6 protein-coding genes are annotated in these 18,623 nt (G+C 53.4%); 4 read left to right on the forward strand and 2 right to left on the reverse strand.

The window, feature by feature from the left end; translation table 11 throughout:
• From C6366_RS11480 to C6366_RS19325, 4 genes are all read left to right on the forward strand, one after another.
• Nucleotides 1-2,354, forward strand: a 2,354-nt coding sequence (locus C6366_RS11480; protein ID WP_233248477.1) for an SBBP repeat-containing protein, incomplete at its 5' end; no start/stop codon positions are given.
• 456 nt (nt 2,355-2,810) lie between these two features.
• On the forward strand, nt 2,811-11,393 hold the full coding sequence (locus C6366_RS11485; RefSeq protein ID WP_107738084.1) for a DUF1566 domain-containing protein: 8,583 nt from the start codon (nt 2,811-2,813) through the stop codon (nt 11,391-11,393).
• Between the two features lie 97 nt (nt 11,394-11,490).
• The gene (locus tag C6366_RS11490; RefSeq protein WP_107738086.1) at nt 11,491-12,609 is read left to right on the forward strand and encodes a choice-of-anchor D domain-containing protein; all 1,119 of its coding nucleotides are present in this window, start codon (nt 11,491-11,493) and stop codon (nt 12,607-12,609) included.
• A gap of 125 nt (nt 12,610-12,734) precedes the next feature.
• Nucleotides 12,735-14,399: a hypothetical protein gene (locus C6366_RS19325; protein ID WP_146164837.1), complete on the forward strand. Its 1,665-nt coding sequence runs from the start codon at nt 12,735-12,737 to the stop codon at nt 14,397-14,399.
• A 220-nt stretch (nt 14,400-14,619) separates the two neighbouring features.
• Here the strand turns inward: C6366_RS19325 and C6366_RS11500 are convergent, their stop codons facing one another.
• Both C6366_RS11500 and gspD read right to left on the reverse strand, forming a co-directional pair.
• Complete coding sequence (locus tag C6366_RS11500) at nt 14,620-16,296, reverse strand: GspE/PulE family protein (RefSeq protein WP_107738090.1); 1,677 nt, start codon at nt 16,294-16,296, stop codon at nt 14,620-14,622.
• A gap of 30 nt (nt 16,297-16,326) precedes the next feature.
• Nucleotides 16,327-18,573, reverse strand: coding sequence for a type II secretion system secretin GspD (gene gspD, locus C6366_RS11505; RefSeq protein WP_107738092.1), 2,247 nt, complete (start codon nt 18,571-18,573; stop codon nt 16,327-16,329).
• Between the last annotated feature and the right edge of the window lie 50 nt (nt 18,574-18,623).

Genomic DNA, 18,623 nt, shown 5'->3' on the forward strand with positions numbered 1-18,623 from the left:
CCGCCTCCTCTTTCGCACATCATCCCGTGCCGCACGACCGGCAGACACCGGGCAAGTCTTTTGGCCTGAACGCCGATAGGGACGATCTTCTCCAGTTCGCTTCCGGGGGCCATGTCATCGGGTTCGGCAAGGACTCCGTATATGTTGCCGGGCTGGACCGCGTCCTGCGGGTGGAGTTTGCCGGAGGCCATCCGGTGCAGCCCGTGGCTGAAGATGGCGGTCTGTCTGCCGACGGTATTTCATCCCTGGGCACGGTGACCTACTCCGGGGTCTGGGATGGCGTGGATGTGGTCTACAGGGCAGCCGAGGGCGGCATCCTGGAGAGCTTCTACTATGTTGACTACACGGAAACCGGCCCGGCCGTGGACGGCATCCGATTGCGCTATAACCGCCCGGTCAGCCTGGACGAGCAGGGCAACCTGGTCACGGCCTTTGAGAACGGAAACATGGTCGAATCCACTCCCCTCGCCTGGCAGGAGGTGGACGGGGAAAAATATTTTGTCGACGCGTCCTTTGTGCTGCACGGCCAACAAGAGGTCGGGTTCGCTTTGGGCGACTGCCTGCCCGGCGTTCCGGTGATCATCGACCCGATTCTGTCCTGGAATACCTTTCTTGGGGGCAATGATGGTGACGATGGCCACGACATCGCCATCGACAGCAGCAACAAGGTCTATGTTACGGGGGTCAGCAGAAGCTCCTGGAGCGAAGGGGCCAAGTCGGCATTTTCAGGCCCTACTGACGCATATGTGGCTAAGCTCAACCCCAGCACCGGCGCCCGAATATGGCACACCTTCCTGGGCGGCAACGGCAGTCGGGTCTATGGCTATGGCATTGCCGTGCTCAGCAGCGGTATCTATGTGTCGGGCCAATCGTCAGACTCCTGGGGGAGCAACCCGAAGAGAGCATTTTCAGGTGACTGGAACACCTTTGTGGCCAAGCTGGACAACAACGGCGGTTTTCAATGGCACACCTTCCTGGGCGGCGGAGGCTCTGAAGAAGGCTCCGGCATTGCCGTGGACAGCAGCGGCAATGTCTATGTGGCCGGAACCTGCTCTGTAGCGTGGGAGACCAACCCGGCACCTGAACGACCATACCAGGGAAGTTCAGACGCCTTTGTGGCCATGGTCAACAGCTACGGCGTGTTGCAGTGGCACACTTTCCTGGGCGGCATTCTCGGGGATTCTGGCGATGGCATTGCGTTGGATGGCAGCGGCAATGTTTATGTGATCGGATCCAGCAATGCCTCATGGGGCAGTCCGGTGCGGGCACATCAAGGCAACGGGGACGCCTTTATAGCCAAACTCAACAGCAGCGGCGTGTTGCAGTGGAACACCTTCCTGGGCGGCAGCGGCGTTGACGATGGCCGTGGCATTGCCGTGGACACCAGCGGCAATGTCTACGTGACCGGGTACAGCAATGCCTCCTGGGGCAATCCGGTGCGGGCACATCAAGGCAGCGGGGACGCCTTTATAGCCAAACTCAACAGCAGCGGCGTGTTGCAGTGGAACACCTTCCTGGGCGGCAGCGGCTGGGACGAAGGTGCTGGAATTGCCGTTGACGGCAGCGGCAACGTCTATGCCACGGGACCCAGCTTTGCCTCCTGGGGCAGCCCGTTGCGAGCATTTCAAGAAAGTGGCGGAGACCCTGACGCTTTTGTGGCCAGACTCAGAAGCAGCAACGGCGCTCTGGTCTGGCACACCTTCCTGGGCGGCGGAGGCCATGAATATGGCTCCAGCATTGCCGTGGACACCAGCGGCAACATGTATGTGGCCGGGTACAGCGCCGAGAGTTGGGGCAGCCCGGTGCGGGCATATGCCGGCGGATACTCTGACGCCTTTGTGGTCAAGCTGGCCAACCCTGTCGTTTCGACTTCGCCCAATCCCTCGTCCGGAGGCACGACTACCGGGGGCAGAAGCTATCTGTATGGCTCGACCGCAACGGTGCGGGCCACGGCCAATTCCGGATACGCCTTTGTCAACTGGACCGAGGGCAACACGGTCGTCTCCTGCGACGAGCAGTATTCGTTCACCGCGACGCGCCACCGCACCCTGCGGGCCAATTTCAGCCCGGTTGCGAACAGGTACGACATATCGGGTCAAATCAATCCCGCGAACTCCGGGACGGTCACCGGCGCGGGCTCCTACAATCACGGCGCAAGCGTGATCATGACCGTCCTGCCGAAGTCGGGCTTTGCTCTGGACGAATGGATCGAGACCTGGCCGGAGTGGACAGGTTATTGCGTGGTCTCAACTGATGAGCAGTACACCTTCCCGGCAATCAGGAACCGCGACCTGACGGCCAACCTCCGGCCCAAGGCCCTGCCCGGGGTATTGATGCTGCTGTTGGATGAGTAACCCGCAAGGCACTTCTTCAGTCCAAACACTGCAGGGCGGTCCCATCGGGGCCGCCCTTTTTGTGACAAATGGTCCCTTGCCAATGCAAACGGTTTCGCAGGCTGCTTTGCCTGAACTTGTCACGAATGCTGGCTTTGCCAGGATGGCTCCTTTGTAACGCAGGAATGGGTTGACCTAGTTGCCAATAAATGCAAAACAACTAAAAATTTTTTCCAAGACTGCCGTAATCGAGATGAGGGAGAAGATTATTCCCAGCAGATAAGAATTCTCATGCCAACCCCTCATCCCATTACCATCCCCCCCGCCACACAGGGCCACGCCTTGTGCGGAATTTACTGTCGACCGACAACGGACATATTTCGTCAATCAGCGCCTGCCATCGCCTGTTTTTTTTGGTGACGGTGGGCATTTGTATTTCCGCCTTCAGCCATCACAACCCTTGAGTTGGAACCCATCATGAAACAAGCCTTTGTCGTGTCCATCGCCATCCTGGCCGGTCTTTTCTTTTCCACTTCCGCCCTTGCCCAGACCTACTATCCCTTCCCGGACACCGGCCAGACCAAGTGCTACAACAACACTGCTGAAATCCCGTGCGATTCAGTTGGTCCCGGTGATCCTTTCTATGGCCAGGATGCTCGCTACCAGCCCCGGCTACCGCGGTCCTACACCAAGCTAGGCCATGACGACACGGTGTTGTCGGACAACGCCCTGCACGTGGACGAGGGCGGCCCCTGGATGATGACCAGGGACAATGTTACCGGACTGATCTGGGAGTTGAAGACCAACGCCAACAAGGACGACACGTACAACTGGCAAAACGCCCAGGACGTGTTCATCGCCGGACTGAACAGTGCCAATTACTGCGGCTTTTCCAACTGGCGTCTGCCCAACATCAAGGAACTGTCCTCGCTGGTCAACGCGGCAGGGCCGCTGTGGATTGATGCCGCTTGGTTTCCAAAAAATGTGTCGTCCTATTACAGGTCGTCTACTACCAACACCGGAAATACGAGCCACGCGTGGTACGTGCCCTTCTACAGTGGCGATGTGAACAACAGCGGCAAGTCGGATAATTACTACGTTCGTGCCGTGCGTGCCGGACAGTCTGAGTCATTTGGTGATTCGATTATTCATGACAATGGTGACGGCACAGTGACGGACACGACCACCGGGTTGATGTGGCAGAAATGCAGTTTTGGCCAGACTTGGACTGGCGGCCAATGCACGGGCAGCGCAACGCCCCGAACCTGGCAGCAGGCCATGGAAGCTGCCGAGAGCCTGACCTGGGCCAACCAGGATGATTGGCGGCTGCCCAACAGGAACGAGCTGCAATCCCTGGTGGATTATTCACTTTTTTCTCCGAGTATAGCCCCTGTTTTCGCTGATTATACTGAGCATTATTGGTCGTCTACTACCAACGCCCACTTTCCGGACTACGCGTGGCTCGTCTATTTCTTTTCCGGCGATGTGTCCGTCAGCGGTAAGCCGGCTAGCCACTACGTTCGTGCCGTGCGTGCCGGGCATTCGACTGTTGGATCTTTTGTTTCTTTGGCTGTGAACTCCACTGGTGCCTCCGGCGTATCCATCACAAGTGATCCGACCGATTACGCCGACACTACAAACTACACCAAGACGAACATACCTGATGGTACGTCCATCACCCTGACAGCACCGGCTACCAGTGAGACCTCGATTTTTGCTTCCTGGACCGGGTGCGACACGTCTGATCCGTCCGCAAGAACCTGCACCGTGACGATGGATGAAGACAAGACGGTAACGGCGAGCTACACACCTTTCACCAGGGTCATCCGTCTGTCTGGCGACCTTTCCTTCGGCAACGTACCCGTGAACCAAAGCACCCAGCGTACGCTGACCATCCACAACGACGGGAACAGCCCGCTATCGGTCGGCTCCATCAGTTTGCCCGACGGGTTCAGCGACAACTGGTCCGGCGGCACGATTGATACGGGAAGCTCGCGGGTTCTGACCGTGACCTTCCACCCCGCCGCTGCCCTGGAGTACTCCGGGACCATTACCGTGGAGTCCGACGCGACCAGCGGGACGGATGTCATGGTCTGTTCCGGGGTTGGTGTGGTTCTCGACACTTACACCGTCACCTACGTAAGCCTGGACCACAATTCCGGCAGTCCACCCGTCGACAACAATCATTACACTGAAGGCGCTCTGGTTCTAGTGCTGGGAAATACAGGCATTCTAACCAAAGAGGGTCAAGCTTTCGCGGGATGGAACACCGAATCCGATGGTTCGGGGCTCTCACGGTCTCCGGGCACTTCGTTCGCCATGCCTCCGGCCAATCTCACGCTGTTTTCACAATGGTCATCCGCGGCGACAAGCGCCTCCTGCACACTGGACGTGGACCAGGACGGCCGGGTCAACGCCCTGACCGACGGGCTGCTGATCATGCGCTATCTGGCCGGGAATCGCGGCGAGGATTTGACCCGCGACGCACTCGGCCAAAACGCCCGCAGAACAAATGCGAATGACATCGTTGCCTTCCTTGACTCCCCGGCCTGCCAGACCATGCTTGACGTGGATGGCGACGGCGTCTTGTCACAGGAAACCGACGGCGTATTGGTAACCCGACACATGTTCGGCTATTCCGGTGATGCGCTGGTTCAGGACGCACTGGGCCAGGAAGCCTGGCGATGGCATACGGATCAGGTTCGCTCCTGGCTAACGACACATGATCGTCCCGCTTCCCATATCCGACTTCTTCCCCCGACAGTTTCCACGCCGCTGCTGTCCGGGATCGCCGCGTCCCTACGTCCGAGCGTGGAATATACCGGTGCCCGGATGCTCTCCTATCAACTCCTTGACGGCCCAGCCGGCATGGAAATCGATGAGCGCAGCGGCACCATTGTCTGGGTTCCGGGGCCGGAACTCGAGGGCCAGACCGTGAGCGTGCGCATCAGCGCCGCGGATGGAGAGACCACGGCTGAACTGACATTTACTGTTAGCGTGGCTCGGACCGTACCCGTGCAGACAACGCAATCCCAGCTTGAGGACGGCCGGACGCAGATCACGGTCACGGAAGACAAGGGCAACCTTCAGGGGCTGGAGGTCCTCCTGCCGCAGCAGATTACCGGACCGGAAGGACGTAGCATGTCCACGAGCAGCCTTCAGACCCGGACCGGGGGGGCTGCTGTGTCGATTATTGATCCGTCAGAAGTGGATACGGAATCAATCCCTGATGATGTGATCCGGCTTACTAATTTCTTCAGGATCGAGCCGGTGGCAGCGGAAGGGGAAGATTGGATCGAAATCGTCTTTCCAGAGTTGGAATTGCCGGAAGGAAGATATGCCCATGAGCTGATCTTGTTTGTTTATGGCAACACTACAGGAAAGCTTGATTCCATTTGGATACCAGTAGTTCATGATATTAAACGTATTGATTATCAGCGAACCTCAATTCTTGTCGAAAGGATCGGCAGTGAGTGTTTTATAGGTCTTTATGACATGGATTCATATCTATATGACGTCGATACATTTGATAATTTTCCTGATTCTTCAATAATAAATAAATCGAACGAACTATTACAAATCACGGCAGGAATGAAATGCGAAAAAGATACTTCATGGGGTCAAAAAATTGAATATATTGACATATGTTCAGGAAAAATTGATCACAATGACGGATCTTCAGATAATTATATATTCAAAATAATAAATTTATATACATATGATGGATATTTTTTTCCAAAATGGGTTAACATTACACCACAAGAAATTTCTAACATAATGATTGATGCAATAAAAAAATTTAAGATTTTTGGTTTAGAATATGACAAGAAAATGGATATATACATTCATACAATGGATTGCAATACTTCTGGATATTTAAACACCGACGACTCTAAAACTATCCATTTAAATCATTACAAATTTTGCGATAATGAGCCGAAAAGAGAATTAAAAAATATTAAATCTACAATTGTACATGAATATTTTCATAATGCTCAATATAAGACAGGCAGCATAATAAATTATTCAGTAAATAGCGATAAAATTATGTGGGCTTCTGAGGGGACTGCTGTTTGGTTTGAAGATGAAGTGTATGATACAGACAATGACTACTTAAATAGAAAAATATTTCAATCTAACGGCCAATTCAGTGCACCACGTATACTTGATGCCTATAAAACAAATGGGCTACCTTCCATACACAATAATGATAATTTATCCAGAGGCCATAATGCATACTTCAGGTTTCCATTCTTCAAATTGCTTCATAAAGCAGATGGTGAGAATTATGGATGCACGTTTGGTAAAACATTTCTTCCTCAATTTTTTAAATGGTACACCCCGTTAAGCGATGGAACGCAACGATTGCTTAACACGATAAACGACCATACATGCGACTTTGGAGAAGCCTTTGGACAAGGAAATAAAGGAAATATTGGAACTGCACTTGAATATTTTACATATGCGACAGTTATAAAAAATGATAGAATATTGATTGATAATAACGAGCCAGAAGGTTTATTGTTTGACAATGATGGCTTGATATCACAGGTTGTAAGGACGCCAATTACCGCAACCACGATGACGCGACTCTTTTTGCCCCGCCTGACCAGCACGGTGTTCAGAATCAATGATAAGGGAATATCAAGCTTTTGTCCGCGTTATGTAGGGATACAATCTACTGACGGGCCGTTCAAAGGAACTATACGAAAAAGAAATGGTGATTTTGTCAATTCATTTGTCTCAGAAATTGTGGAAGGTGTTAATAATGTTGAATGGTCAATTCCTTCTGAAGGATCAATAGATGAATGGTATCTTACTTTGGTAAACGACGACCCAAAAGATGAACGGTTCGTTGAGTTCGGCATTTTCGCGAAAAGCATGTTAAGAGGATCGTTAACAGTCAATATCGTGCCTCAAACCGTCAGTTCCAACGCACGATGGCGGCGCACTGGAACGACGAAATGGTTCAAAAGCGGCGAAATCGAGGACGATATTACACTTGGTGAACATAGTGTCGAATTCGAGTCCGTTGATGGCTGGCATGCCCCGACAAACCGCAAAGTCACTATCAGGAACTGCGAGATAAACACGATCAGCGTAACATATTCAGAGGCTCCAAGCCTGGCTATCAGCCCTAGCAGTTGGAACCATACCAGTTCGTCCTATACCAACCAGGCTATTAGTGTCACATCGAACAATCTTCATAGCGCTTCTAGTAACGCCACATGGATAACAATTACCGGCATCAGCACGGGTGGCGGCAACAACACTGTTACGTACAGCATTACCGCGAATTCCGGCCAACCCCGCAGTGGAAAGATCACCCTTAACGGTGGGGGCTCCAGTCTTGACTTCACCGTGAATCAAGCTGCGGCAAACACTCTTTTCATTTCCGGCCGGGTAACAGGCTATCCCAATGCTACTATCACTTTTTCCAACAACGGCGGCCAGGCAACAACGAATGCATTCGGAGACTACAGCAAGTCCGTTCCCTACAACTGGACTGGCACAGCAACCCCCCAGGAAATCAAAGGATCATGGTCCCCACCTTCCCGTTCATACTCATCAGTAACCAATAACCTATCCGATCAAGATTTCACTGCATCGCGACTTATGACGATTTCCGGCCGCGTCACGGACAAGACAACGAATTCCGGGATTCATGGCGTAACTATCGAATTGTCGAACAATGGAGGAAATGCCAGCACCAACAATAATGGGCACTACTCCATCGATGTTCCTTATCTGTACACAGGGAAAGCCGTCCCGAACAGACACGAGGGTGGCAACTTCGACCCTCCTTTCAAAAATATTACAGAGATAAAGGAAGATTGGTCAAATCAAAATTTTTCCTGGGAACCTGGAGGACAAACCATTACCGGAAGGGTCACCCACAGTGTCACAGGCCAGCCAGTCCAGGGCGTATCCGTCACTTTTTCCAACGACGGCGGCACGGCGGTGACGGGACAGGATGGGTACTACTCATGGGTGGTTACACATGACTGGGATGACAAATTGACTCCGTCACACCCAGATCGCGGCACATTCAATCCAGAGCAGGGGGGTAAGAACAATACGGATTTCACATGGGTCCTGAATCCCGTCATTTCGGGGCGAGTGACCATCAAGCAGGACGGCACTGGCGTGGATGGGGTGACTATTACCTTCGAGGGGCAAGGGCAAACCACTACCTACAATAGCGGGTACTATCGATTTACAGTACCCTACGGTTGGAGCGGCGAGGCCACGGCCAGCCATGTCAGCGGTACTTTTGAGAATGCGGTTCTGACGCATACCAATGTTACCGCAAACAAAACTGGCCAGGACTATGTCTGGCCCCCCCCGGACCATGTCATCGCCGGGCGCGTGGAAATGGACAATTCCACAGGCGGAGTGCCTGGAGTACAAATCGTTTTTTCAGATAATGCAGGCGAAACCTACACCAACAGCGAAGGTGAATATAGCCATGCCGTGCCATATTCATGGAATGGCATAATGACGCCGACGCATCCCAGTGGCGGCTCGTTCGATCCAGAAACTGGTAACAAGTCGAACGTTGATTTCTACTGGACACCACCCAAGCCTTTGATCTCAGGACAGGTAACGAACAAACTGACCGGTACGGGTGTGGACGGTGTAAGTATCACATTCGAGAAGCTGGACTCCGTGGTCACGGCCAATGGCGGCTTTTACTCTTTTGCCGTTCCATATAATTGGAGCGGCAAGGTCACGGCAAGTTTTAGCAGTGGTTTTTTTGAGAACGCCGTGCTGGAACTGGTCAAAATCACCATGAACAAATCAGACCAGGATTATGTTTGGATTCCACCAGAGTTGAAAGTTGAGATGCCGACATTCAATCCTGATGGGGGAGCTTACCCCGGACATAACATACACGTGACTATCCAAACGATACCAGGTGCTACGATACGCTACACAACCAATTCTAGCGACGATGTCGATGAAAATAGCTGGCTCTACACAGAGCCTGTTACAGTCAGTTTTCCTGGCGTACTTAAGGCTAGGGCATATATGAGCGATATGCATCCCAGCGACTTAAAAACTGCTTCTTATTCCCGAGCGGAACGTGTTCCTGAGCCTAGCTTCAGTCCAGATGGCGGCAATCACCCTGGAGACTCAGTGAGCGTGACCATCAGCGCTGTTCAGGATGCAATAATCCGGTATACAACCAATCCCAATGAAAACGTCAATGAAGGCAGTATGCTCTACACAGGGCCTGTGACGGTCAGTCTGCCCGGCACCCTCAAGGCTAGGGCTTACAAAAATGACATGAACCCTAGCTTTGAGAAAACAGCTTCCTACTCAAGAGCTGAAAAACTGCCTGTTCCTAGTTTTAGTCCCGATAGTGGATCATATCCAGGAAGTTCATTAAATGTAACCATGAGCTCGGTCTACGGTGCAACGATTCGCTACACTCTTAATCCTGCTGAAGAGGTTACCGAGAGCAGTAATCTCTATACTGAATCAGTGACATTAAATTTGCCGGGAACACTTAAGGCCAGGGCATATAAAAGTGGTTTTACCCCCAGCGATTTGAAAACAGCGGAGTATACTGTCGCAGAGAATTATATTACTACCAGTCCAGAGATTCGAGAACATTCAATTATAGACTACACAGGCCAGACCATCAGCATTTATTCAAACATTTCCTGGACCGCAACTACCAGTGCGACATGGATCACAATATCCGACGGCAGCGCAGGCAGCGGAAATTATACTGTGATCTACAGTGTTGATCCTAACACCGGTGAGGCTCGCAGTGGGAAAATCGCCATCAGCGGTGGCGATATAAACCGTGAGTTCACAGTGAATCAAGCAGGGAAGGACGAACAGTATAAACGGCTTAATGACACAGGCGTCCAGTTTTGTGGTGGAACATCAAGCGGAAACAACAATCCCTGCATAGGCGAAGAGCCCTGGGGCCAGGACGCACACCACGGCCGGGACGCAAAGGAACTGGCAGGTACGCTAAACAAGGTTGGTGATGGCGAAGCGGGGTTCGATTTTACCAAGATATCTAATAGTGGCCATGCACTCCCGGCCACTGCCCAACCGGGCAACGGCCCCAGCGACTGGGCCTGCACCCGTGACAATGTCACGGGTCTAATGTGGGAGGTCAAAGTGGATGACAGCACCAACTTTCGCCACAAGGATCATACATACTCCTGGTATTTCATTCAAAGTCCGGATGGGAATGCAGGTGCACCTGGCGACACAACTACTTGCGGCGGTACGCTTGGCAGTTTGCATTGCAACACTGAAAATTATGCAAATAAGGTGAATTCCGTAAATCTTTGTGGTGAAATGTCATGGCGTGTTCCTACGGTGAAAGAACTGGAAACAATAGTCCATTATGGAAGGAACTATGCTATTGAAACGAATTATTTCCCAAACAACCCGTCACCAGTCTCATCAAGATTCTGGACATCTACACAAACGGCTGATGCTTCTGAGCTTGCATGGACCTTGGTCCTTGGTGGGTGGCAAAACGGTCAAACAGGATCAAGATTTCGCACTGAAAAGCTAAACCTGCGCCTTGTTAGTCGAGGTCTTCCATCTGAACATGCTACACAGAACAATGTATGCGTTAATAATTTACCACCAATTAATCCAGATGAAGTGTATTTTGTTAAGAGTGATGGAACTATTATAGATACAAGAAATGGTTTGATGTGGAAGAGATGTGTAGAGGGTCAGGAATGGATTGGAGGATTATGTAGTGGTTTATATAATAAATACACGTGGAAAGATTCATTTCTCGCGGCATATTCAAGTCGTTATGGTGGCCATGAAGATTGGCGTTTGCCAAATGTTAAAGAGCTCCGCAGCCTAGTTGAGGAATGCACTTATTATCCAAGTATCAATACTAGAATTTTCCCTTTTTCTCTTCAACAACTAGATCTAGTATCAAGATTCTGGTCGGCTTCACCTTCTATAAATAATGCTAATAACTCATGGACTGTAGATTTTTTATTTGGCTCGTCAACTAGCATGTCGAGAAACTCACTTTATTATCTAATCCTTGTACGCGATATATGATAATTTGAAAAATTCTACAACATAGAATTTTGATATTATTTTTCAGTCATTTTTTTATTAAGAAACATACGTTCAGATTTAATTTGAAGAGATTAAAATGATAAAAAAATTATTGTTTTTTACTAATTTTCTGCTTCTCATGTTTGTTGCACCTGGGTATGCCGTTGAACAAATCGTGTCTGCTCAACCTAAACACATACCTGCATACACCGATAGCACAGTTTCCTTCGACGTATACTACACTACCAGCGATGGCAACATGAACCTGCCCGGGCTTGGCCTGAGGATGCACTGGAATACTAATGCCCTAGAGTTGCTAGGTGTATATCAGGTTTTCAATTCAAGTCTTTTTGTGCTGGGAGACCAAGAAGAGAATATGCTGGGGCAGGGTGGCAACGGAGCGACGAATCGACAGGTCAATCTCTCCTGGTTGGATACCGAGGGCGAATGGCCCTCGAACGGCTTGCCGGTGCGTCTGTTCCGGGTCGCGTTCAGGGTCTTGTCCGCAGGCAATACCCTGGTCAATTTCTCTTCCAGCTCCACTGCCGGAGGCTATGACTTGGCATGGGAACCGGCGTTGATCAGGATCATGAACGCTACAAGAGTCTCACGCCTGTCCAGCGCTCTAACCTTCGGCAACTTGGCCGTAGGCCAGAGCGCTACCCGAACATTTACTATATATAATGACGGCAACGCGACACTGTCTGTCAGCTCAATCACCTATCCCAAAGGGTTCACCGGAGATTGGAACGGTGGAACAATCGCGGCGGGAAGTTCACGCACCGTAAGCGTCACCTTCAGTCCAACAGCAGCTCAGAGCTATTCAGGAACAATTACGCTATATTCGAACAAAACCAGCGGGACAAGTTCCCTTAGCTGTTCAGGAACGGGTTTCACAACCACCACAACAAGAACCCTCAGCGTTAATTCCTCTGGCGCATCCAGCGTGCCCATCGCCGCCACTCCTTCAACATACGATGGAACCACCAACTATACAAAAGCGGGCATAGCGAACAATACGAGCATCACCTTGACGGCCCCTGCAATCAGCGGCAATGGGGACTTTACGTCTTGGATCGGCTGCAACTCGACAAATGTCGCCACCAGAACCTGCACCGTGGTCATGAATGCCAATAAGTCGGTCACGGCGCAATACGATGGAGACACGCCAAAATCCCTGCCCGGTGTCTTGATGCTGCTTTTGGATGAGGAATAGACGTTCTTGGAGCGTAGGGTTATCATGACACCGTTTGAGAGAACTATATCAACGACTGTTTTGTTTGGCCTGATTTATCCTGTCACGTGAAAAGGAAGTCATGCAAGCGCAATGAGGGCGAGACCATGAACATGCGAATGAATCGGTTTTGCGTTGCGGGCCTTTCAAGAGCGGGCATACGTGCTGCCTTGGCCGCATGCCTGTTGACACTGTTGGCAATACCGGTGCCATGGGCCCTTGGCGGGAATGGTTTTTACGAGATGACGGTGCACAACAATTTTGCCTCGAAAGAATTTTACAAGGCTACGCCATCCAACTCGCAGATATGGCTGGTGACCAATTTCAAGTTCGATTATTTGAAATCAGGTAGTTGGACTGCCGGAAACACAAATGCCGGATCGTACGCGGTTGTCCAATTGAGCCAGATCAACCAAGGCAAGTTGCGCATCCATCGCACAAGCGGCGGCACGCGCATGTATGCGGTGCTAAGCAACACCCAGCCTGCGGCCGCACAACCAAGCCCTTCAACTACTCAACCCAACAATTATTTCGAATGGAGCTTCGATGGTAGCGGCAATCCTGGCACGCTTGACCTCAGTTGGATCGATCGCTTCGATTTCCTGACTCGCCTTGAGGTCTCAAATCTTCCTTCCCCTGCCCCCACCATGGTCTATGGGGCAGGGCAGGGGCAATCAACCGCGGCTGTTGGCGCGACCTTGGCAGGCTTCGCCGCCCAACCGATTTTTTCCTGGCTTGGCACGAGCGGCGGCGGGTTTTCGCAGACGCTTTCGTTTCCAGGTGCAATCAACCCCATTGGATGGATAACTCGCAATCAAAGCACCGGCTCCGGGTTCGCCTCCGGCATCGGCAGCTTCACCAGGGCGCTGGACCAAATCATCACAACCGCTTCGGCGTCTCCTCCGTGGACGGGATTGACTTCCGGCACAGGACCAAACTGGACCAAGGCGGGCTTCCGCGTGGGCCTTCCCCAGTACATGCATGACCCGGCCCAAGGAAAGGTACGCGGCGAAGCCTGGACCGCCTACGTGGGGTTCACGAAGGTCGGCTCATCATACACCATGCGGCTGACGGACTTCACACTTTACACCGGCGGGGCGAAAGCCACCGTGCTGTGGTCGGCCGTGCACAACGCGGGCGGGGCCGTGTACGAAGTGACCGAGGCCCAGGGGGCACTTGACTGCATCTGGACTTCTACCTGGAACAACCTGAGCACGACACCGCAATGGGTCGCCAACCTGGGCGACAACAGGCCGAATGTGCTTTATGCCATTTACAACGCCATCGCCTCGGGCGTCATTCACTCAAATTCCTTTGTCAACAACACAAAGCTTCCCACCACGGGGGTCTGGACAGGATACGTGCCTCGCATCCAGGGCGTTGACGCCTACAACTTCGAGATCCTCGCCACTGGAGCGCCCGTAACAAATGACGGCCGGAATCAGGGTCTCGGCGGTCTGCTCAACGGCCAGGCCATGCTTGATCTGCTTGAAGCGCGGCGCCAGGCCGGCGGGCTGGTGAATCCATATATGCTGGAATTGCTGCGCACGCAGGAGGTCACGCCGGCCTATCTTTACCCATCCCAGGATGTCTGGGCGTTCAACGGCATTGCCGGTGCATCCCCCGTGCTTGGATTGCAGACCGGTCCGCTGAACGGACAGGCCGCGTTCGGCGATGCCGCGAAGCTGGATTGGTACCTTGGCGGCGGTGCGCAATCGGAATCCCGAAGCGCAGGCATTGCCGGACCGTTAATGCTTCTTTTGCTGGATTAGATAGCGAAGCCCGAGCAGCCTTTTTTTACTCCAAACCGGGGAGGCTTCCCTGGCGTAAGAATATTAAGATGCTCGACCTGGATTGACTTGATTGCCAATAACTGCAACAAAATCGACAAATTCCTCAAGACTGCCGTAATCAATATGAGGCAGAAGAACATTCCCAAGCCCGACCGGCTGAGGGATTGTCTTCCATGCCTCGGTTGGAGGCAGGGCAGTCTCACTGCCCCGTGACCCGCAGCACTTCCTCGATGGAGGTCTCGCCGGCCCGGACCTTGTCCCACCCGTCCCGGCGCAGCAGGGTCATGCCCTGTTCAATGGCGAGATTGCGGATGGCCGTGGTGCTCTTGCTGCGCAGGATCAATTCCCGGATAGCGTCGGTGATGACCATCAACTCAAAAATGGCCGTGCGGGAGCGGTATCCCGTCTGCTTGCACAAAGTGCAGCTCATGGGCATGAACAGGGATTGCGGATGATTGCCCTCATCGCCCAGGCCGTAGCGCCGCACAAGATCAGCGTCAGGAATGAGCGGCTCCTTGCAATGATCGCACAGCAGGCGCACCAGGCGCTGGGCCATGATGCAGATCAGGGAGGAGGAAAGGAGGTAGTCTTCCACGCCGATCTCCAGCAGGCGGGCCACGGCCCCTGCCGCGTCGTTGGTGTGCAGGGTGGAAAAAACCAAGTGCCCGGTCAGGGCGGACTGGATGGCGATATCCGCGGTTTCCTTGTCCCGGATTTCGCCTATCAGGATCACGTCCGGGTCCTGACGCACAATGGAGCGCAGGCCTGAAGCAAAACCCAGCCCGGCCTTTGCATTCACTTGAATCTGATTGATCCCGTCCAGCTCGTATTCCACGGGGTCCTCAATGGTGATGATTTTCTTCTCCATGGAAGCAATGGTATTCAGGGCGGAGTATAACGTGGTGGTCTTACCGCTGCCCGTCGGTCCCGTGACCAGGACGATCCCGTGCGGGGCGCGGATGATCTCCTGGAACAAGGACAGTTCTCGTGGTGGGAATCCCAGGGTTTCCAGGGAAAAGGAAATGCTGCTCTGATCCAGGACGCGCATGACCACGCTTTCACCGAACATGGTCGGCAGGCAGGAAACACGCAGGTCTATGCTTTTGCCGGCGACCTTCAGCCTGATCCTGCCATCCTGGGGAATACGCCGCTCGGCGATGTCCAGGCGGGCCATGATCTTGATCCGCGTGGTCAAAGCTTGATGCAGATGTATCGGCAGGCGGACATGCTCATAAAGCACCCCGTCGACGCGGAAACGAATCTGGACCCTGTCCTCGAAGGGTTCCACGTGGATGTCGCTGGCCCTATTCTCCACCGCGGCGGTGAGAATTTGATTGACCTGTTTGATGACCGGCGCCTCTGAGGCCAAGTCCCGAATCTGTTCAATATCTTCAATGTGTTGAAAACCGGTGGGAGTCTCGCTCTCTTCCGGGGACTGCTCTTTTTGCTCGGCCCCATCGGGGCTGTAATACTCCTGGATCCACCCCTTGATCCGCTCCTGACGGCAGACATGCATTTCGATTGTCCGACCGCTAAACAATCTCCTCAAGGCACCCAAAAGCACATGGTCAAAAGGGTCGAAAACAGCGACGCGCAGGGATTCGTCGGTCAGTTCCAAAGGAAAGAAGGCATGCGCCTCCAGGAATGGGAAAGAGAGCCCGGAAAAATCGTTGATGTTGAATGCCGGAGGCAGACCGTCGCAAATCGGATATCCCAATGTCTCTGAAAGCAGGCGGACATAGTCCTCCTCGGACACCAGACCGGCTCGCAGGGCCAACACGTGCGGGGGCTCTCGCCCTTCTCCGGCGGCCAAGACCCGATCCAAGTCCCGTTTCAGGACCAGATTGGCGTCGATCATGCGTTGAATGAGGGACATGGGGGAGTAGTTGATGGTTATGGCGCGTGGCTAACGCATTCCCGCCTTGATCCTGTTCAGACGTTGCAGAAAGTCCCGTGTGATGAACGTGGAGTCCTGCTCGTCGATAACCACATGCGGCGTGATGAACAGAATCAGTTCCGAGTTCTCGAACTGCTTCCGCTCGTATCCAAACAAATACTTCAACAGCGGGATGCGACTCAGGCCGGGAACGCCGGTGGTGTTTTCCGTTTGGGCCTGCTGTATCAGCCCGCCGATGACTATGGTCTGCTGATCGTTGACGGCCACGGTGGTGGAAGCATGCCGCGTGGAGATGCGCGGGGCGTCCACGCCCGGCACCGGGGTGGATGAAACCTGGCTGACTTCCTGGGAAATCTCCATGCGCACCATGCCCTGCTTGTTGATTTTGGGCGTGACCTTGAGAATGATACCGGTATCTCGATACTGGATGGTGGTTTCCGTGGATCGCCTATTTGGGTCAGTGTCGTCGTGACGGGTCAGCCTGGAGGTGGGAATGGGCACCTCCTCGCCGATATTGATCACCGCGGGCTTGTTGTCCGAGGCCAAAAGCGTGGGTGAGGACAAGACACGCACATGGCCGTCCTGGGCCGAAGCCTTCAAGGCCGCCCGCATACGACTCGTGCTCGCCACCACATAAGAAAGACCGGAAGTGATGGAAGCAGCTCCCGTGGGATCAATGAAAATCCCGCCGATACCCGTATCCAGGCTCATGTTCTGATGTACGCCGTCCCGGTAGCCGAGCATCTGCCATTCCATGCCCAAGCGCATATCCTCGGTCAACATGACCTCGGCGATAAGCACTTCAATGAGCACCTGCCTGGGATATTGATCCAGTTTCTCAATAATGGACATGATCTTCGGATAATCCACCGTGCTGCACCGGATCAATACGGCGTTATTGGGTTCGTCCACCACGAACACAACCGGGCCGGACAGCTTTCCGCTGGCTGAAGCCGCATCCCCCACAGGTGTCGGGAAGGGGGCGTCCCGAATCAAGGGCGGCAACTCAGCGGTGAGCACCTCGGGTCCCGGCCGGGCCGGATCAGCCGGAGGAGTCTCGGCTGTTGAAGGAAATCTTCGCCCCCTGTCCTCGTCGTCGGTCGGTTCAACATATTCAAAAAGCCCTTGGAGGCTGGCCACGATTTCCGAGGCATTGCCGTACTGGACGTAATAGACGTAAACCCCCTGGCCGTATTGTTCCTGGATGTGCACCGGCAGTTCACGATCCAGCTCACGCACCCAGGCATCGATAAACTCCAACACCTGCTCATCCCGGGTCAAGGCCAAAAGGGTATTCAGCCGGGCCAGGGGCAGAAAAGACACCCGAGCGCGCACTCCCGGCTGATCCGAGCCAAGACCGAAGGTTTTGGCCACCTCCTCCAATTCCTTGGCGGCATCCTCAGCCTGGACGTACTCCAGGAAGTAGGTCGCGGCCCGAATCTCCGCGAATACGCTCTCATCAAACACCGCGATCAAATCAGCGATCTTGCTCTGAGAGTGGGGGAAGTCGCAGACCAGCATGATGCCGTTGGCGTCATGGGCATACACCTGGGCCCCTTCGGACAAATAAGGCCTGATGATGGTTGTCATTTCCGTGGCTGAGATGAAGTGCAACCGGAAGGCTTGAATCATTTGCCCGCGGCGCGGGGAAAGGCCGCCCTCGGGAAAAAGGACCACGCCTCCTGGAAGCAGACTCGGGGCCCTGGCCAGGGGCATGATTTCCAAAATGCCGTCCACATTCGACATGACCATCCCGTTGATGCGCAGAATGCCCGCCAGCAGATCCAGCATCTGGTCCGGACGAAAAGAGTCCGACACCGTCAAGGACACTCTGCCAGACACCTGGGGATGCAGAATATAGTCCGCACCCAGCAGGCTCATGAACAATCGAATGACCTCCACCAGGTCCGCGTCGTAAAAATTCATGGATAACGGCTGAGCATCACCGACCGCGTCGTCCGAAGGGCTTACAGCCTCTTGCGCTGCCAGGCGCTGAGGCGGCCCTGCCATGGCCTGACGGATTCGTTCGTTGAATTCGCGATTCTGCTCTCCCAACTGCCTGAAAATTTCAGAAGCCTCAGGGCGAACAATGCCCGGCTCCGTCGAGACCACTTTTGCGCGAGGGTCGTCTGCTTCAGGCTTTTTTCCCACAACCGGACCAGGCAACGTGGCCATGTCTCGCGGAGCCGGTGCCACGGACGAACATGATAGTGTGCATAGCAGCAGCAGGATCAACAACAAGCAATGCTTGGGCATGCAGAATCCTTGAAAAGGTTGATATGGATCCCAACCGTCAATCAAACAGG

The sequence above is a fragment of the Desulfonatronum sp. SC1 genome (genome assembly GCF_003046795.1).
Taxonomy (GTDB): Bacteria; Desulfobacterota; Desulfovibrionia; order Desulfovibrionales; family Desulfonatronaceae; genus Desulfonatronum.

What these genes read in the sequence shown, in the direction of transcription:
- C6366_RS11485 (WP_107738084.1), top strand. Translation starts at nt 2,811, where the DNA reads ATGAAACAAGCCTTTGTCGTGTCCATCGCCATCCTGGCCGGTCTTTTC.
- C6366_RS11490 (WP_107738086.1), top strand. Translation starts at nt 11,491, where the DNA reads ATGATAAAAAAATTATTGTTTTTTACTAATTTTCTGCTTCTCATGTTT.
- C6366_RS19325 (WP_146164837.1), top strand. Translation starts at nt 12,735, where the DNA reads ATGAACATGCGAATGAATCGGTTTTGCGTTGCGGGCCTTTCAAGAGCG.
- C6366_RS11500 (WP_107738090.1), bottom strand. Translation starts at nt 16,296, where the DNA reads ATGTCCCTCATTCAACGCATGATCGACGCCAATCTGGTCCTGAAACGG.
- gspD (WP_107738092.1), bottom strand. Translation starts at nt 18,573, where the DNA reads ATGCCCAAGCATTGCTTGTTGTTGATCCTGCTGCTGCTATGCACACTA.